At 35.0% G+C, this 17,911-nt stretch carries 18 protein-coding genes; 4 read left to right on the top strand and 14 right to left on the bottom strand.

All coding sequences use genetic code 11. The features are described 5' to 3' along the window. Positions 1 to 78 precede the first annotated feature (78 nt). The 6 genes from uspA to rpsU all read right to left on the bottom strand — a co-directional run bounded on the left by uspA (position 79) and on the right by rpsU (position 7,277). Positions 79 to 531 carry a universal stress protein UspA gene (gene uspA / locus A9G09_RS05570; protein ID WP_065633903.1) on the bottom strand — a complete coding sequence of 151 codons (453 nt, stop codon included), beginning with the start codon at positions 529 to 531 and terminating at the stop codon, positions 79 to 81. A gap of 65 nt (positions 532 to 596) precedes the next feature. Next, positions 597 to 2,111: an inorganic phosphate transporter PitA gene (gene pitA, locus A9G09_RS05575; protein WP_065633904.1), complete on the bottom strand. Its 1,515-nt coding sequence runs from the start codon at positions 2,109 to 2,111 to the stop codon at positions 597 to 599. A 68-nt stretch (positions 2,112 to 2,179) separates the two neighbouring features. Further along, positions 2,180 to 3,151 (bottom strand): bile acid:sodium symporter family protein, encoded by a 972-nt coding sequence (locus A9G09_RS05580; protein ID WP_065633905.1) that lies wholly within the window; start codon positions 3,149 to 3,151, stop codon positions 2,180 to 2,182. 64 nt (positions 3,152 to 3,215) lie between these two features. Then, positions 3,216 to 5,054, bottom strand: coding sequence for an RNA polymerase sigma factor RpoD (rpoD, locus tag A9G09_RS05585; RefSeq protein WP_065633906.1), 1,839 nt, complete (start codon positions 5,052 to 5,054; stop codon positions 3,216 to 3,218). Between the two features lie 85 nt (positions 5,055 to 5,139). Further along, complete coding sequence (gene dnaG / locus A9G09_RS05590; RefSeq protein WP_065633907.1) at positions 5,140 to 6,921, bottom strand: DNA primase; 1,782 nt, start codon at positions 6,919 to 6,921, stop codon at positions 5,140 to 5,142. Positions 6,922 to 7,061: 140 nt separating this feature from the next. After that, a complete protein-coding gene (rpsU, locus tag A9G09_RS05595) occupies positions 7,062 to 7,277 on the bottom strand; it encodes a 30S ribosomal protein S21 (RefSeq protein ID WP_024495180.1) in 216 nt (71 codons plus the stop codon). Between the two features lie 185 nt (positions 7,278 to 7,462). Between rpsU and hemB the strand changes: the two genes are divergently transcribed. The 3 genes from hemB (at position 7,463) to A9G09_RS05610 (ending at position 10,595) form a co-directional block, all read left to right on the top strand. Beyond that, on the top strand, positions 7,463 to 8,473 hold the full coding sequence (hemB, locus tag A9G09_RS05600; protein ID WP_065633908.1) for a porphobilinogen synthase: 1,011 nt from the start codon (positions 7,463 to 7,465) through the stop codon (positions 8,471 to 8,473). 301 nt (positions 8,474 to 8,774) lie between these two features. Then, positions 8,775 to 9,545: a hypothetical protein gene (locus A9G09_RS05605; RefSeq protein WP_065633909.1), complete on the top strand. Its 771-nt coding sequence runs from the start codon at positions 8,775 to 8,777 to the stop codon at positions 9,543 to 9,545. Between the two features lie 84 nt (positions 9,546 to 9,629). After that, positions 9,630 to 10,595, top strand: a complete 966-nt coding sequence (locus A9G09_RS05610; RefSeq protein WP_065633910.1) for a hypothetical protein — start codon at positions 9,630 to 9,632, stop codon at positions 10,593 to 10,595. A 33-nt stretch (positions 10,596 to 10,628) separates the two neighbouring features. Here the strand turns inward: A9G09_RS05610 and nudC are convergent, their stop codons facing one another. From nudC to epmB, 6 genes are all read right to left on the bottom strand, one after another. Beyond that, complete coding sequence (gene nudC / locus A9G09_RS05615; protein WP_065633911.1) at positions 10,629 to 11,432, bottom strand: NAD(+) diphosphatase; 804 nt, start codon at positions 11,430 to 11,432, stop codon at positions 10,629 to 10,631. A 60-nt stretch (positions 11,433 to 11,492) separates the two neighbouring features. Further along, the gene (gene yidC, locus A9G09_RS05620) at positions 11,493 to 13,121 is read right to left on the bottom strand and encodes a membrane protein insertase YidC (RefSeq protein ID WP_065633912.1); all 1,629 of its coding nucleotides are present in this window, start codon (positions 13,119 to 13,121) and stop codon (positions 11,493 to 11,495) included. Then, positions 13,121 to 13,444, bottom strand: a complete 324-nt coding sequence (yidD, locus tag A9G09_RS05625) for a membrane protein insertion efficiency factor YidD (RefSeq protein WP_081297491.1) — start codon at positions 13,442 to 13,444, stop codon at positions 13,121 to 13,123. Before yidD ends, yidC begins: the two co-directional genes overlap by 1 nt. Further along, positions 13,411 to 13,767 carry a ribonuclease P protein component gene (gene rnpA, locus A9G09_RS05630; protein ID WP_065633913.1) on the bottom strand — a complete coding sequence of 119 codons (357 nt, stop codon included), beginning with the start codon at positions 13,765 to 13,767 and terminating at the stop codon, positions 13,411 to 13,413. Before rnpA ends, yidD begins: the two co-directional genes overlap by 34 nt. Before the next feature lie 11 nt (positions 13,768 to 13,778). Next, entirely contained in the window at positions 13,779 to 13,919 is a 141-nt protein-coding gene (gene rpmH / locus A9G09_RS05635) for a 50S ribosomal protein L34 (RefSeq protein WP_025314679.1), read from the bottom strand. A 336-nt stretch (positions 13,920 to 14,255) separates the two neighbouring features. Continuing rightward, positions 14,256 to 15,281, bottom strand: coding sequence for an EF-P beta-lysylation protein EpmB (epmB, locus tag A9G09_RS05640; protein WP_065633914.1), 1,026 nt, complete (start codon positions 15,279 to 15,281; stop codon positions 14,256 to 14,258). Between the two features lie 33 nt (positions 15,282 to 15,314). Here epmB and efp point away from each other — a divergent pair, with 33 nt between their 5' ends. Continuing rightward, complete coding sequence (gene efp / locus A9G09_RS05645; RefSeq protein WP_065633915.1) at positions 15,315 to 15,881, top strand: elongation factor P; 567 nt, start codon at positions 15,315 to 15,317, stop codon at positions 15,879 to 15,881. A gap of 137 nt (positions 15,882 to 16,018) precedes the next feature. Here efp and trmL read toward each other — a convergent pair whose 3' ends face one another. After that, complete coding sequence (gene trmL, locus A9G09_RS05650; RefSeq protein ID WP_065633916.1) at positions 16,019 to 16,504, bottom strand: tRNA (uridine(34)/cytosine(34)/5-carboxymethylaminomethyluridine(34)-2'-O)-methyltransferase TrmL; 486 nt, start codon at positions 16,502 to 16,504, stop codon at positions 16,019 to 16,021. Positions 16,505 to 16,516: 12 nt separating this feature from the next. Next, positions 16,517 to 17,896 carry an envelope stress sensor histidine kinase CpxA gene (gene cpxA, locus A9G09_RS05655; protein ID WP_065633965.1) on the bottom strand — a complete coding sequence of 460 codons (1,380 nt, stop codon included), beginning with the start codon at positions 17,894 to 17,896 and terminating at the stop codon, positions 16,517 to 16,519. Positions 17,897 to 17,911: the final 15 nt, after the last annotated feature.

Here is a 17,911-nt window from a genome sequence, read left to right on the forward strand (position 1 = left end):
TTTTATATAATTTGTTGAAATAAAAGGATTGCTAAAATATAAAAAACCCGCTAGTTAAGCGGGTTGATATTTAGCTGTTCATTTGGCTGTCTCTTCAGAAGGCTCTTCATCTTTTAAAGGAACTATCAATGTATCAATATGGGTATTGTTGATAAGTTGACGAGCAGAAGACATTAACTTGCTCCAAAAGTCTTGATGGTGACCACAAACCACCAAATCAATACCATATTCATGAATAGCTTCAATTAAGACTTGACCAAACTCGCCATTTCCAGAAAGAGTATGTGCAATCGGGTATCCAGCATCATCAGCTAGTTTATTCAATGCAAGATGCGCATCTTCAGTAATACGATCTTTCATATCATTCATATTGATATCAACTAAACCAGTGTAAAGATCTGAATAGTTAATACCAACATGAATTAAGGATACTTGTGCATTATATGGTCTAGCCATAGAGACTGCTTTTTCGACAAGAACCTCACTTTCAGGTGATAAGTCAACTGCGACTAATATATGTTTATAAGCCATGATACTTTACTCCTTTTTATTGTTAACGTCCTAGTTAAGTTAAAATCAGTACTCTATTTTTACTACTAAATTAATTTTTGAGCAAGCCAAAAAAGTGAGCCAGATAACAAAATCGATATTGGTAGTGTTAATATCCAAGTTAACGCAATATTTTTAATTGTTTTACTTTGCACACCACCACCATCAACGATCATCGTACCTGCTACAGATGAAGAAAGTACTTGAGTAGTTGATACTGGCATACCGGTATAACTCGCAATACCAATAGATAACGCTGTAGTAATTTGTGCCGATACGCCTTGTGCATAAGTCATGCCTTTTTTACCAATTTTTTCACCAATAGTAATAGCCACACGTCGCCAACCAATCATTGTTCCAACCGCTAATGCTAAAGCCACTGCAATAATTATCCAAATTGGCGCGTATTCAATAGTTTTAAGTAAATCATCATTTAATGATTTTAAATACTGTTTATCTTGTGAAGAGACATTTGGTTGTTTAGCCACGTGCGAAACCGTATCAGATAAGCATAATAATATACGTCGGGTTTGTGAACGTTGTTCTACGGTTAAGGATTCATAATCATTAATTTTATTAAATAAATTATTCGCAATGCCTAAAGTAATAAATGAACGCGAATAATCACAATGATATTTATTGAGATCGCCTTCAGGGATACTGGTATCTAAAGCGGGTTGTTTACCAATAACATTCATCAGATCATCATTATGTGTAACAAAGTACTCTTGAATATTATGAATCGCATTACGAGTATTGGTAATTTCATAAGTAGATGCGCCCATATTAACGATAAAACCAGCAGGAGCAATGCCCATTAATACCAGCATTAATAAGCCAATACCTTTTTGACCATCGTTAGCACCATGTGAAAAACTCACACCAGCGGCAGAGATAATAAGCATTATGCGGATCCAGAATGGAGGTTTTTTCTTACCATAAAGTTTTTCACGTTGTTCTGGTGTCATAAAGATACGTTCTCGTTTTTTACTGCTTTTTTTACTTTGGCTTTTACGAGTCCAATACTTTCGCAGTAAAAAAATCATTAATCCTGCAAGCACAAGCCCAACAACAGGAGAAATAATTAAAGACAAGAAGATTTGCAGCATTTTCGGAATATTTAATGCATCAATAATTGAGGTATCCATAATAAATGCATTTGCAATTGCCACACCAATAATTGAGCCAATCAATGTATGTGAACTCGATGCAGGAAGACCGACATACCAGGTACCTAAATTCCAAAGGATAGCGGCAAACAGAATAGAAAACACCATCGCAAGCCCATGTAATGAACTTACATTAAGCAATAAATCAGTTGGTAATAGGTGGACTATAGCATAAGCAACACTAAGACCGCCGAGCAAAACACCAAAAAAATTGAACATTCCTGCCATAAAAACGGCAAGTTGCTCTTTTAATGCTCTAGTATAAATTACTGTTGCAACCGCATTAGCTGTATCATGAAAGCCATTAATTGCTTCATAAAAAAGCACAAAAAATAGCGCCAAAACTAATAATACAATAGTGGAAAATTCTAAATCAGCAAATAGATGTAACATAATATATCTTTCTGTTGTTAATAGCGCTTCTATTATCCTTGAGAATTAAGCAATGAGCAAAACAATTTTTATATTTTTCGTTTGGCATAGCGGGCAGCTAATACTGCACAAATCATTAATTGAACTTGATGGAAAATCATTAATGGTAAAATCATTATCCCCATGACAGAAATAGGAAAGATAACACTAGCCATAGGAATACCACTTGCTAGACTTTTTTTCGAACCACAAAACACAATGGTGATTTCATCTTCTTTATTAAAACCAAGCAACCGTGAACCATACGTGGTAATAAGTAATACAATTGTTAATAACGCAATTGAATAGAAAATAATTTGTACAAGTGATAGTAAGCTAATTTCAGACCAAATACCATTTGCCACCGCATCACTGAAAGCAACATACACCACCAATAAAATCGAAATACGATCTGTTTTAGAAATGACACTTTTATACTTATCTACCCACTTACCAATAAAGCGTCTGGATAAATGACCTAGAATAAAAGGTAACATTAGCTTTAACATAATAGATGAAATTGCATCAAGCATATTCATAGAGCCTGATGATTGTGTATTCATCAATAAACCGACTAATAGTGGAGTAATAAACACACCCAATAATGTCGATGCCGATGCACTACAAATGGCAGCAGCAACATTGCCTCTTGCTATTGAAGTAAACGCAATTGCAGATTGCACCGTTGCAGGTAATACACAAAGGTAAACAAATCCTAGATAAAGTTCTTGCGATAAAAAAGTGGGAACTAAAAATTGCATCATTATTCCGAGTATAGGAAAAATGATAAAAGTGGTACTAAAAATGAATAGATGTAAACGCCAATTTTTTATGCCAGTTATGATGGCATCTAATGAAAGTTTTGCGCCATGCATAAAAAAAAGCAAACCAATTGCAAATGTGGTCAGGTATTGAAACACAACTTTTGTTTGCCCTTCACAAGGAAAAAAGCTAGCCGTAATAACAACACAAATCAGTGTTAGCAAAAAAGGATCAATTTTAAAACGCTGTAGTATATTCATAACGTTGAGCATAATAAGTCAAAAAAATCGCCACAAAAGTGGCGATATAAATGGGTAAAAATAATTATTCTAAGAAGCTACGAAGTACGTCAGAGCGACTAGGGTGACGTAGTTTACGTAAAGCTTTAGCTTCAATTTGACGAATACGTTCACGTGTTACATCAAATTGTTTACCAACTTCTTCAAGCGTATGATCGGTATTCATATCAATACCAAATCGCATACGTAATACTTTTGCTTCTCTAGGTGTTAATCCAGATAAAATATCACGTGTTGCACTACGTAAACTTTCAGAAGTTGCCGCATCCAATGGTTGCTCAAGTGCAGTATCCTCGATAAAGTCACCTAAATGTGAATCTTCATCATCACCAACTGGTGTTTCCATCGAAATTGGTTCTTTAGCAATCTTAAGTACTTTACGGATTTTATCTTCTGGCATTTGCATGCGTTCTGATAACTCTTCCGGTGTTGGTTCACGCCCTATTTCTTGTAACATTTGACGTGAAATACGGTTCAATTTATTAATAGTTTCAATCATATGAACCGGAATACGAATTGTTCTTGCCTGATCAGCAATTGAACGGGTAATCGCTTGTCTAATCCACCATGTTGCATAGGTTGAAAATTTATAACCGCGTCGATATTCGAATTTATCAACTGCCTTCATCAAACCAATATTACCTTCCTGAATAAGATCTAAGAATTGTAATCCACGATTGGTATATTTTTTCGCGATAGAAATTACCAAACGTAAATTGGCTTCAACCATCTCTTTTTTAGCACGACGAGCTTTAGCTTCACCAATCGACATTCGTCTATTAATATCTTTAATTTGCTCTATCGAAAGATTGGTTTCAATTTCGATTTGCTGTAATAAGTTAATTTCAGCTTGGATTGGCTCTTCAAACTCTTTTAAACTTGCTGCAAAAGCGCCTTTAGCAGTTAATGCCATATTGAACCAGCTCATATTATTTTCATTGCCAGTAAAATGCGTCATAAATTGCTTTTTCGGCATTTTGCATTGCTCAACACAGATCTTCATAATCGCACGTTCATGCGCTCTGACACGATCCATCATACTTCTCATATTGTTAACAAGAATATCAAATTGCTTGCCAACTAAACGGAATTGTTTAAAAATTTCAGATAGATTTTCGATCTCTTGTTGTGCTTTTTTATGCGCACGGCCATACTTTTTGATAGCTTCAGATGTTTTATCATGCTGTTCTTTTAATTCAGCAAATTTAGCCCTAGCAACTTCAGGATCGATAGACGCATCATCATCAGCCGAGGAGTCTCCCTCTTCTTCGTTTTCATCATCGCTATCATCAAGGTCGATTTCTGCTTCACTGTCTTCAAGTTCTTCAGGTAACTCTTCTGTTGACTCTTCAGCATTAGGATCGACAAAACCAGTGATGAGGTCAGATAAACGAACTTCACCACTTTCAATTAGATTATATTGCTCTAAAAGATAAGTGATAGCTTCTGGGTATTCTGATACCGAAGTTTGAACTTGGTTAATCCCATCTTCAATGCGTTTTGCTATGTCAATTTCGCCTTCGCGAGTTAATAGTTCAACCGCACCCATTTCACGCATATACATGCGCACAGGATCAGTTGTTCGACCTATTTCTGACTCAACATTTGATAATACTAATGCTGTCGCCGCTTCTACCGCTTCTTCATCAGGGACATTATCTGAAAGTAATAACTCATCAGAATCTGGGGCTTCTTCTAGTACTTGAATCCCCATGTCATTAATCATTTGGATAATATCTTCAATCTGATCTGAATCAATAATTTCTTCTGGCAAGTGATCGTTGACATCAGCATAGGTCAAGTATCCTAGCTCCTTACCTCGGATGATCAGGAGTTTTAACTGTGATTGAGAATTTTGCTCCATAAAAGGTGTCCACATTTAGTTATTCGGTCATGTATATTGTATAGGTGCAACTTAAAAAGTTTTATATTACCTATACCCAGTATATTTAGTCTTTTTTCGATAAAACAAGTATAAGCGTCGCTAATTCTTTTTTCTCTGCAGTACTTAAGCCTGAGACTCTTTCTTTTGCGATAAGTTCATCTTGTCTTTGGGTGAGTATATTATCATACAACTCTTTTAAAGTATGAGAAAAAATTGAGCTTATTTCCTCATCTTGATAATGGTACTCAAATGTCGCCAACCGGTTTAATTGCTTATAAAACGGTCTATTAATACATTCAGTCAATATTTGCGCAGTAGTTATATTTGGGTAGCGCTGACACAATTCAAGCAATTCAATAAAAATATCAATGCCAGCTAATTTAACTTGGCGCATCACTGCAATATCAGTCACTTGGTTGGCAAGGTTCGGATATTGAATCAATAAACCAATTAAAATACGCATAGTTGTTAATTTCATCTGAGATGCAGGCGCTATCTCGGTTACTTTCTCTTCACTTTTTTGACGGCTTGCCGCTAGTAATTGCTCTATTTGAGATACATCAAGTAACCCCAAATAACGCCCAAGTTGTTGCAATAAATTTAATCGAAACGCTTTTGCTTTAATTTGATCTAACAAAGGAATCGCTAAAGAACTTAATTTAGCTTTCCCTTCTGCTGTTTTCAAATCAACTTGTTTAAGCAATTCATCAAATAAGAATTCTGATAAGGTTGGCGCGGTTTTCAGATAATCTTCAAATCCATCTTTGCCAACTTTACGTACAAAACTATCGGGATCTTCATCTTGTGGTAAGAAAGCAAAAGTAATCTTTTTACCATCAATCAGACAAGGTAGTAAAACATTCAATGCCCGCCAAGCAGCACTTCGTCCGGCATTATCACCATCATAACAAAATATGACGGAATCGCTTGCTCTAAACAATAATTTGATATGCTCTTCCGACGTCGAAGTACCCAGCGCAGCTACCGCATAATCTATGCCATATTGTGCTAGCGAAACCACATCCATATATCCTTCAACAACGATAAGTTTTTCAGGATTTCGGTTGACTTCTTGCGCTTCATAAAGTCCATAGAGTTGAAAACCTTTATGAAAGATTGGTGTTTCGGGTGAGTTAATGTACTTCGCCGAATCATTAATGATCGTTCGCCCACCAAATGCAATCACATTACCTTGCCTATCACGAATAGGAAACATAATGCGACCTCGAAAACGATCATATTGGTTGCCATTATCATTTGTAACTAACATTCCGGCCTGATTATATAATGTTGACTCTGCATTGCTTTTAACCACATTTTGCGAAGTTAAACGCCATTCATTAGGTGCATAGCCAATTTTATATCTCGCGATAATTTCATGATTTAGGCCTCGTTGCTCAAGATAATGTTGTGCATCAATCGAGGTAGGTAATGCTAACTGCTGTTGGTAAAAATGAGTGATTTTTGCCATCAGTGTATACAGGTCTTTACGGACATTACGTGATTCAATGTGTTTCGCTTGATCATCTTGCTTATTATCCGTATCGGTATAAGGAACACGAACGCCTTGCATACTGGCTAACTCTTCTATCGCTTCAGGAAACGATAAGCGATCATATTGCATTAAAAAATTAACAACAGAGCCAGATGCACCGCAACCAAAACAATAGTAAATCTGTTTTTTTTCACTGAGTGAAAAAGAGGCTGTTTTTTCATCATGGAAAGGGCAACAACCAAAGTAGTTATTTCCTTTCTTTTTCATTTTAACGCGTTTACCGATCACATCAAGAATATTGGTGCGAGCAATCAAATCTAAAATAAAATCGCGAGGAATAAGACCTTTCATGATAAAAATTCAACCGATATCAATGTTGGCATTACACAAAGACAACAAGCCGTATCTATGGGTACGGCTTGTTAAAAATTCTTTATATCAAAAATAGATAAAATTGATTTTTATATCAATTATAATTTTCTGTATAAATATTAGTATAGACGAGTGCGACGAGCGTTTTCTCTTTCTAATTTTTTAGCATGACGTTTAACAGCTGCTGCTTTAGCGCGTTTACGAATTGTCGTCGGTTTTTCATAAAACTCGCGGTTACGAACTTCAGCTAAAATTCCTGCTTTTTCACAAGAACGTTTAAAACGACGTAAAGCTACATCGAAAGGTTCATTTTCACGTACTTTAATTACTGGCATGTGCCTCTCACCTCAAATTTGTTTAATATCACAAAGGACTAAAAATTAGTGCGCAATTTTACCTCTAATATAACTATGTTGTAAAGTAAAATATCGAATTATTACGCCATAACAAATTAATTTGCTAATCTCGTAACACAGTCCGATAATAAAGCAATTCTTCACAAAGATAGTTAGGTAGTGTTATGTCATTATATTTTACTGGTCAATATCCGCAACGACGTTTACGTCGCAATCGTTATCAGGATTTTAGTCGACGTTTAGTGGCTGAAAATCATCTGACCGTGAACGATTTAATTTATCCTGTTTTTATTGTGGAAGGGAAAAACATTACACAACCCGTTTCATCAATGCCTAAAGTTAATCGTATGAGTATTGACGTCTTATTAAAAGAAGCGCAAGAAATTGCTAAATTAGGTATTCCTGTTGTTTCACTTTTTCCAGCCATTGACCCTTCGCAAAAATCCTTACTTGCAGAAGAAGCTTATAATGAAAATGGATTAGTGCCAAGAGCGATACGGGCTTTGAAGAAAGAAGTACCAGAACTTGGTATATTAACAGATGTCGCGTTAGACCCTTATACAACTCATGGTCAAGATGGCATCATTGATGAACAAGGTTATGTACAAAATGACATCTCGGTTGAAGCTTTAGTTAAACAGGCATTAATGCAGGCACAAGCAGGTGCGGATATTATAGCACCAAGCGATATGATGGATGGGCGTATCGGCGCTATACGTGATGCATTAGAACAACAGCAATTAGTTAATACACAAATAATGGCCTATTCCGCCAAATATGCATCTAGCTTTTACGGACCTTTTCGCGATGCGGTTGGTTCTGCCAAAAATATCAGAGGTGGCAATAAAAAAACGTATCAACTTGATCCTGCAAATAGTGATGAAGCACTACAAGAAATCTATCAAGATATTAGTGAAGGTGCTGATATGGTTATGGTAAAACCCGGTATGCCTTATCTTGATATTGTACGAAGAGTAAAAGACAATTTTGCCGTACCGACTTTTGCTTATCAAGTATCCGGAGAGTATGCCATGTTAAGAGCAGCTATTGACAATGGCTGGTTAGATGAAAGAGCGGCCATAATGGAATCGTTACTTTGCTTTAAACGCGCAGGTGCTGATGGCATATTAACCTATTTTGCTAAACAAGTAGCAGAATGGTTAAATCATCAATAATTTTTTCAAATTAACTAAAATCGACTATTAATATTCAAATGTTAATGTCGATTTTAGTTGCCGTTTTTTGGGTTAAATTAAAGCAATTTACCGTTATCAATACTCAATACTACCTTTTTATTTACTTACCAATCTAATATGCTATGCATAGGCTAATTTTATTTCTTTAATCACTTGCTCAAGCTATTTATAACTTTCGTGACTTCAGCAAATTAAATAATGTAAAAAAGTTTAAGGGAAGCTATATGTTTATGTAAAAATCTGATAATATTTAGGTAGATAAGGGATAAGGGAGTAAACAATGATCGATGAACTCATACCACTAGAATTGCATGAGGAGCTAAATGCTTTTCGTCACGATCTAGAAAAAATAACATCTCAACATATTGATGCTTGTCCATTTTGTGGCAAAAATGAATTTTATTTGATTCGCTCCAAACCTACCACAACTTATCGATGTAAAGCGTGTTATAAATATTTTACTGTAGCAGTCAATACACCTTTTAGTCGGCTAACGCCCTTTAATTGGCTAGAAATTATTTTTATTAACCGTATTCAAAATCAAAGCTATAATACCATAGCTAACAATTTGGGATGCTCAATTGAGAAAGTGATGCGACGTGATCACGCAATGATTGATTATTTAAAATCGCACTATCACTCATTGTATCAATGGTATACCAAAAAACAACAGAGCTGCCTAAATCCAGTTTTAATTGAACAACACAAAGTGATAAATGCAAAAATAACAGCTTTGCTCAATGTACAGAACCCAACGTGTATACACTGTGGTTCAACCGATACGACCAAAGTTGGCAATCGAACTTGTTATCGTTGCAAGCGATGCCGACATAGTTTTAATATTTTAAACGGCACCAAATTAAATCGTTTACCTAAACCCGAATTATGGTTGCAATTTATCGATTTACTTGTTGCGGGTGAAACTAACGCGCAACTTGAGAAAAAACTAAAATTAACCGATAACACAATAAGGAGCTGGCGATCAACATGGTGCACCATGATGAAACAATGGAACTGTGATGCTCTGGCGATCTGGTGTCAAAGCCATTAAAAAGAATAGATGATTTGAAATATTACCAATTGAAACTAAAGAAAATAATATCTTTTAAACATTAACATAAATAGAGCCAATAATATGAAAAATTACATAACTTATATCTCCATTTGTTTATTAGGCACCTCATTATTAATAGGCTGTGATGATAAAAAAAATGGCACAACAACCGACACAACAACCAATAAAAGTGTTGAGACTAACAACAATAGCAAAAGTAATGCCGATAAAAACACATCTGCTGATACCACAAATACTGTAACGACATCCAATGCGCCTTCAACGGCAAACTCAGATGAACAAACAACCCAGCCATCACAACAATCTACTCCAAAATTAACGGTCGCAATTATTAATAGTTATCTTTTTCATACTGAGCCAGAATTATTACCCAACAATAAACTGTTCAAACAACAAAAAATCCAAAGTTCAGCAAAGAGCAATAAAATCATTAACTATAATACGCAAGGTTATGTGGCTAATTACAATTTAGAAGGTCTTAATGGTGAAGTCAATTATGATACAGCTAAATACATTTATGGCATGAACAATACCAAAAATGAATATGATATTACTTTTGATTCAGAAAAAAATATTCTTGGTATGAAAAACAATGATGGCGATATTGTTGCCAGTTCTGAATTTGATGAACAAGGGCATCTGATTGAAACAAATCTATCACATTTCGCCGAAAATAACGTTATTTTCAATAGTAAAATTGTTTATGAAAACGATCGTGTCGAACTCGTGTTGTATAATGCCTATGTACCTGTTGATAACAAAACAAGATTTCCTGTTTTAGCGCAAGAAAAAGACATCGTTTACAACGCCAATAATCAACTTGAAAAAACGATTACCAAAACATTTAAATTAGCATCAAATGGTGACATCATTATTAACGATAAGAACCAACAAGAAGTTGAATTAACTGAAACATGTACTTACTCTGACTATAATGAAAACAGCGACTGGACTAAAGCGGTGTGCGTTACATCAGGCGAAGAATCCAAAACCATTAACTTAACAAGAACAATTGAATATCAATAGACAATATGCCTATTGATATTAACGTGAATATGATTAATTTTCACCAAATTCGTCATATTCACGGCAAAGTACAATAGTATCTTCAATCAACCTTCTAGCTATGGTGCCATATTCCGGAATTTTAGGTAACTCGGTATAGTGATACCAAGCAGCGTCGACAAGTTCATTTTTATCAATGGTGATCTCGCCACTTTCATAATCAGCTAAATAAGCCATCATAAGTGAATTAGGAAAAGGCCAAGGTTGGGATCCGACATAACGAATATTCTTTATTTTGATTTGTGATTCTTCAAATACTTCACGCTCAACGGCCATTTCCATCGTTTCACCAACTTCTGTAAAGCCAGCTAATACCGTATATAAATTATCTTGATTATGTCTGACATGCTTAGCTAATAAAATTTTATTTTTATCGCGAATAGCGACAATAATCGAGGGTGAGATTTGTGGGTAATAGCGCTCTTTACAATTTGAACATAAGCAGCACCATTCGGTCTTACTGATATACATTTCATGTCCACAATAACCACAAAATTTATGTGAGCGATAAAATTCGGACAATTGTACTGCACGACCAGCCATGTTAAATAATGACTGATCACTATTGTCCAACAATGGTCTGATTGAACTCATTGAATGGTTCATTTCTTGGCAAATTAACCATGCCGTTTGTCCTTGCCATTCCCCTATCGGCTGAGCAAGTAAACCATTAAAACAGAAATCATTTGCACCACCAACTGGCACCTCTCCATTAGGTAACCATAGTCGTCCATTTTTACTCACAAACCAATAACCTTTTTCGTTACCAGTTAACTTAAATTGTTGCTGAATGTTCATATCAATTACACCAAAAATAACAATTAAAAAGGAGGGTTTTACCCCTCCTTACAATTAATATTATTTCTTTTTCTTTTCGTGAAGTCCCTTTTTCTCAAGTTCCCAGTAAATTATACGTTGCTGAGCAATCGTAAATAAGTTACTCACGATATAGTATAAGACTAAACCTGACGGGAACCATAAGAAGAATACTGTAAAGATTAATGGCATATAAGTCATTAATTTTTGTTGCAATGGATCAGTCACTGGTGTTGGTGACATTTTTTGAATCAAGAACATAGTTCCGCCCATTAACAACGGTAAAATATAGTATGGGTCTTGTGCGGATAAGTCATAAATCCAAAGTGCAAACGGTGCATGACGCAATTCAACAGTATTACCTAACATATAAAACAATGACAAGAAAATCGGCATTTGGATAATTAAAGGTAAACACCCGCCTAATGGATTCACTTTTTCTTGCTTATAAAGTGCCATGGTTTCCATGCTCATTTTTTGTCTATCATCACCATAACGCTCTTTTAAAGCTTGTAAGCGAGGTTGCAGCAACTTCATTTTTGCCATAGAACGATATTGAGCACGCGTTAATGGGAATAAAATACCACGTACAATAAAGGTGATAACAATAATTGAAAAGCCCCAATTACCAATAAAACTATGGATAAATTTTAATAAATAAAATAGTGGTTGTGATAAGAACCATAACCAACCATAATCAACAACTAAATCTAAGTGATTTGCTGTTTGTTTCAATTGACTTTGAATTTCTGGACCTAACCATAATTTAGCTGCAATCGATTCAGAGCTACCCGCTTGAATTACCGTCGATTGCCCTTTAAAACCAATTGTTGCTTGTGAATTTTTAGCTGTAGCACGTGAATAAAAAAGATTGCTCTGATCTTGAGCCGGCACCCAAGCTGACGCAAAATAGTGTTGCAACATTGCAACCCAACCTGTTTGAGTCTCGACCGCTAATGCTTTATCTTTAATATCATCAAAACTGTATTTGCTATAGTTGGTACTAGAGCTTGAGTAAGCAGTACCACGGAACGCGCTTAACCCTAAGCCGCCGCCACCTTCAGTTGTTGCATCATCAGGTAATTTTATAGTTTGTTTTAATTGACCGTACATTGAAACTTCAACAGGTGAACCACTTTGGTTGTTAATGTCGTATTGAACATCGATAGCATAATTACCGCGATGTAAGATATAGTACTTGGTATAAGTTACACCATTGACTTGATAAGTAAGTGGTACACGTAATTCATCTTGTCCATCAGCTAAAACATATTCTGTTTGCTCAGTTTGATATATCGGACGTTTTGAACCTTGAGATGCGTTGTCTGGACCATCTTTACCTGTTAAGCCACTTTCAGCGATATAAATAAAATCAGGTCGTGAAGTCAGTAATTGGAAAGGTGTACCTGAATGTAAAGTCTGCTCATATTTTAATAATTGAGCCGCCTGCACATCACCACCATAGGTATTAATAGTTAGTGACAGTACATCAGATTTTACAGTAATTGTCTTACCTAATGCAAAATTTGTATTGGAATCTTCTTCACTTACTTGCTGAGTTAATTGATTCGTAATCGGCGGTTTAGGTGCATGATCATCTTCCCATGCTCGCCAAATTAAAAAAGATACAAAAAGTAAAACAATGACTAAAATATTACGTTGAGATCCCATTAGTGTTTTTCTCTATTGGTTTTAGTTTTTGGAGGAACAAGATCTTCTCCTCCTTCATGTAAAGGGTGACATTTTAATACACGTTTGACCGTTAGCCAACCACCTTTTATCACTCCAAAGCGTCTTAGTGCAATTATTGCATATTGTGAACATGTTGGCGTAAAGCGGCATTTAGGGCCTAATAGTGGGCTTATAATACGCTGATAAAAACGAATAAAAAAAATAAAAATATTAATTATCAGAATCTTACATGCAACAATGTGTTGTTTTATAATTGATACAATTTTATCTAGACGCTTTGTTTTTCGATGATTCGTTGACATAGTTTCTCTAGTGTTGCAACAAGTTTTTGATTATCTAATTCTATCGCTGGCGATTTAGCCATCAAAATAAAATCAATATTAGGAAACTGATGTTGATGGTGACGAAAATACTCTTTCGCTAACCGCTTAATACGATTACGTTCATGCGATCGTTTGATCTGCTTTTTAGCTATGGCAAAACCTAAACGACAATGGTTTAAAGTATTTTTTCGTGCGACTAAAGTAAGGAATGGGGAACCCGCTCGAACAGATTCTTGGAATACATAATTGAAATCGAAGGGAGTTAGTAAACGTAACTCCCGAGGAAAAGTGAGTTTAATCACTCAACTTTAAATCAGCTAGCAACAGTTAAACGAACACGGCCTTTAGCACGACGGCGAGCAAGAACTTGACGACCATTTTTTGTTGCCATACGAGCACGGAAACCGTGAGTTCTATTGCGTTTTAATACTGATGGTTGAAATGTGCGTTTCATGACGATTTATATCCAAATCTAATTTATCAACAAGTTGTAGAGTTTAAACCCTACAGCATTAATTAAAGAGGTCGGAATTATAGAATCTATTTTGGATATCGTCAATGAGATTTTCATAGAGAATTTTATAGATGATATATTATCGTGATATTTTTATCACAATTATTGATAATAAAAAAGATAGCTATTTGCTATAGCGTAAAACAACACTTAAGCCTTATTCATTTTGCACATAATGTCAATATTAGCCTGTTAATAACATAGGCAATATGGTTTGAATTAATGATATTTAGCCTAAAAGATATTTAATCATGAATAAATACCAATAGGAAAATACTAATCATCAATAGCAAGTACGCGCTTACTCTTTTCACCACCAATTTCACGCGCTAATTTAGGTACTAAATAACCCGAGACTTTTTCAGCTAATTGTTTCATTATTGTTTTGGCTTGCTTATCTTCAACTAAAAAATGCGCCGCACCTTGCACTTTATCGAGTAAATGAATGTAATAAGGTAAAATACCGATATCAAAAAGTTTATTACTCAGCTCGGCTAAAATGTCTGCATTATCATTAATCTTTTTTAACAACACACTTTGATTAAGTACCGTAACCCTATTTTGTTTTAACTGTTTAATTGCATCAGCAACATTATTATCTATTTCATTTGGATGATTGATGTGAGTAACCACTATTATTTGTAAGCGACTTTGCATAAACAATTGACAAAGTGTGGTAGTGATTCTGGAAGGAATAACCACAGCCAACCGAGTATGAATACGTAACCGCTTAATATGGGGAATTTTTGATAACGCATCGATTAAATTAGCCAGTTCGTTATCTTTTGCCATTAATGGATCACCGCCTGACAGAATAATCTCGTCAAGTTCAGGATGATTAGCAATATAGTCTAGTGCTGTACTAACATTTTTTTTAGTACTTTGGTTATCATAGTAAGGGAAATGTCGTCTAAAACAGTACCGACAATTAATAGCACATGCCGTTTTAGTGATTAAAAGCGCACGATTATGATATTTGTGTAAGAGTCCAGCAATGTCATTATTTTGTTCTTGTAAAGGATCTTCACTATATCCATCAACTTTTAACATTTCGCTGTCACTACAAAGCACTTGCAGTAAAAGAGGGTCGTCTTTATCACCTTTTTTCATTCTATGAATAAATGCCATGGGGACACGCAGCGGAAATTGTTTTTTCGCCTGTAACATTGATAACGAAATAGCGTTCGGATCCAAATCAAGATAACGATAAAGCTTTTGGATATCGGTTACGACATTAGCAAGATCAAAAATCCAGTCATCTTTGTTTGGTAGTTCAACTTTTTGCTGTATAATATGGCTCATTTTTTGTAATTCAGAATGATAGTTGGAGCTTTTATGGCATCTTATAGTACTAATGAGTTTAAAGCCGGTCTTAAAATAATGCAAGATGGCGAGCCTTGTGTAATAGTTGAAAATGAGTTTTATAAACCCGGTAAAGGACAAGCAATTAACCGCGTTAAAATTAAAAAATTACTTTCAGGTAAAACTGTCGATAAAACATTTAAATCAGGTGAATCGGTTGAAGGCGCTGATGTCGTCGATATGAACTTAACTTATCTATACACTGATGGTGAGTTTTGGCATTTTATGAATAATGAAACATTCGAACAACTATCTGCCGATGCTAAAGCGGTAGGCGATAATGCAAAATGGTTAGTTGATCAAGCAGAATGTATTTTAACTTTATGGAATGGTCAACCTATCGCTGTCACACCACCAAACTTTGTTGAACTCGAAGTTGTTGAAACCGATCCAGGTTTAAAAGGTGATACAGCAGGAACAGGTGGTAAACCAGCAACATTATCAACTGGCGCAGTAGTACGTGTACCACTATTTGTACAGATTGGTGAAGTTCTTAAAATAGACACACGTTCTGGCGAATACGTTTCACGAGTTAAATAATACGGATTTACTTAAACATAAAACTTGTTTTTGTAAAATCAATGAATAAAGAGGTCTAATTAGACCTCTTTATTTTAAATACACTAACTAATCTCAAATATTCAATTAGCTACAACATTTAATCAAACTTTAAATGATTATTTAGCACCAATATAATTCAGCTGACGCCAAGATTCATAAACCACCACCGCAACAGAATTAGATAGATTCATACTACGACTATTAGCTAACATTGGAATACGAATTTTTTTATCTTGAGGTAAAACATCAAGAATGGTCGCTGGCAAACCTCGTGTTTCAGGCCCAAACATCAAAAAATCATTGGGTTTATAACTAACATCACTATGTGGTTTTTGCCCTTTAGTTGTCAAAGCATAAATTTGAGTAAGTAAATCAATTTGATTACTATCTAAAAAATGATTTAAATTTTTATAACGCTTAACATCAACAAACTCTTGATAATCAAGTCCTGCTCGTCTTAATTTTTTATCATCCCAAAAAAAGCCCATAGGCTCTATAATATGTAGATTGAAGCCGGTATTAGCACAAAGTCGAATAATATTTCCAGTATTAGCTGGAATTTCGGGCTCAAATAAAACAATATTTAATGCAACATTAGACACAACAATATCTCTTTAGTGTTTTTGTTTTTGAATTGGCAATACTATCACAATTCTTAATCCACCTAAGTGACTTTTTTCAGCTTTAATTGTGCCGTTATCTCGTGTAATAGCATTAGAAGCAATAGATAAACCTAAACCAGTCCCGCCCGATTCCCGATCACGGGCCTCACTTGTTCGATAAAATGGTCTAAAAATTTGTTGCAGCTCATTGTCGGCCACACCTGGACCATCATCATCAATAGTAATGATTATGTCTGCCTGCTGAACAGTAAAACTAACTATAATTTGATGATGGGAATAACGAAAAGCATTACGAATCACGTTTTCAACAGCACTACATAATGCGATGGGATAACATAAAATACCCACATTAGGAAGCGTTTTAGCAATTGAAAAAGTCTTACCAATTTGTTCAGCTTCAAAAGCGGCATTTTCTAAAACTTGCTTAAACAATAGATTAATTTGTTTATATTCTCGCACTTCATTATTTTTATATTGTTGTCTTGATAAAGATAATAAATCACCAATCATTGCATCAAGTTTAATCGCTTCATTATTAATTCGATTTACTTCATTACTTTCACCTTGTTTACGACGTAATAAAGAAACAGCTAGCTGTAATCGAGTTAATGGTGTACGTAATTCATGAGAAATATCGGAAAACAAACGCTGCTGTAATTCCTGCATTCGTTTTAACTCTCTTAACATATGGTTAAAACTTGCACCTGTTGCTTTATATTCCGAAGAACCAATCGTTTCAAGTTCTGGCCATTGTTGCAAGTTTCCTTTGGCAACTTCGTCTGCTGCTTGCTTTAATCGTCTCGCTGGTTTTGCAATACTCCAAGATAGCCATAGTAAAAATGGCGAACTTATTAACATCATGAGAGTTAATAACAAAAGAGGATGATCAAAAATCAGATTAACAAATTGTGACTGAGCATCCGAGGAAGGTTGTAAAACATACAATCGATATTGATCATTGGCATAGTTAATCAAAAAAGGGCCAATGATTTCTTGTGAGTCATAAATTTTTTTAGCCGGATCTGCAATATTATGCGATATTTCACTAAAGTTTTTAACTAAATCAATATTTTTAGTATCAGCAGTAATAAATTGATCATTAGGTGTAAGAATAAATAAAAATTGCCCAGGCTTTTGATAATTATCCATCACAACAATAAAACGCATCCACCAACGAAAACTATCCTTAGGGATATGAGTAAACTCTTGTTCAATTTGATTAGCAAGTATATTACCTGATTCTTTTTCTCTATTTGATAAATAAGTCAAATTTCTCGAATCTAAACTCGGCAATAATACAATAAGTGCCAAAAAAAATGCGATAGTAAGTAGGAAGATAGTGAATATCCGAATAGTTAAACGATCAAAAATCCACATACCACCACA

Source organism: Gilliamella sp. wkB292, assembly GCF_001690235.1.
In the GTDB taxonomy this organism is placed as follows: domain Bacteria; phylum Pseudomonadota; class Gammaproteobacteria; order Enterobacterales; family Orbaceae; genus Gilliamella; species Gilliamella apicola_F.

Excerpts from the sequence above, each read along its gene's own strand:
- uspA (WP_065633903.1), bottom strand. The coding sequence starts at position 531 with ATGGCTTATAAACATATATTAGTCGCAGTTGACTTATCACCTGAAAGT.
- pitA (WP_065633904.1), bottom strand. The coding sequence starts at position 2,111 with ATGTTACATCTATTTGCTGATTTAGAATTTTCCACTATTGTATTATTA.
- A9G09_RS05580 (WP_065633905.1), bottom strand. The coding sequence starts at position 3,151 with ATGAATATACTACAGCGTTTTAAAATTGATCCTTTTTTGCTAACACTG.
- rpoD (WP_065633906.1), bottom strand. The coding sequence starts at position 5,054 with ATGGAGCAAAATTCTCAATCACAGTTAAAACTCCTGATCATCCGAGGT.
- dnaG (WP_065633907.1), bottom strand. The coding sequence starts at position 6,921 with ATGAAAGGTCTTATTCCTCGCGATTTTATTTTAGATTTGATTGCTCGC.
- rpsU (WP_024495180.1), bottom strand. The coding sequence starts at position 7,277 with ATGCCAGTAATTAAAGTACGTGAAAATGAACCTTTCGATGTAGCTTTA.
- hemB (WP_065633908.1), top strand. The coding sequence starts at position 7,463 with ATGTCATTATATTTTACTGGTCAATATCCGCAACGACGTTTACGTCGC.
- A9G09_RS05605 (WP_065633909.1), top strand. The coding sequence starts at position 8,775 with ATGATCGATGAACTCATACCACTAGAATTGCATGAGGAGCTAAATGCT.
- A9G09_RS05610 (WP_065633910.1), top strand. The coding sequence starts at position 9,630 with ATGAAAAATTACATAACTTATATCTCCATTTGTTTATTAGGCACCTCA.
- nudC (WP_065633911.1), bottom strand. The coding sequence starts at position 11,432 with ATGAACATTCAGCAACAATTTAAGTTAACTGGTAACGAAAAAGGTTAT.
- yidC (WP_065633912.1), bottom strand. The coding sequence starts at position 13,121 with ATGGGATCTCAACGTAATATTTTAGTCATTGTTTTACTTTTTGTATCT.
- yidD (WP_081297491.1), bottom strand. The coding sequence starts at position 13,444 with ATGTCAACGAATCATCGAAAAACAAAGCGTCTAGATAAAATTGTATCA.
- rpmH (WP_025314679.1), bottom strand. The coding sequence starts at position 13,919 with ATGAAACGCACATTTCAACCATCAGTATTAAAACGCAATAGAACTCAC.
- epmB (WP_065633914.1), bottom strand. The coding sequence starts at position 15,281 with ATGAGCCATATTATACAGCAAAAAGTTGAACTACCAAACAAAGATGAC.
- efp (WP_065633915.1), top strand. The coding sequence starts at position 15,315 with ATGGCATCTTATAGTACTAATGAGTTTAAAGCCGGTCTTAAAATAATG.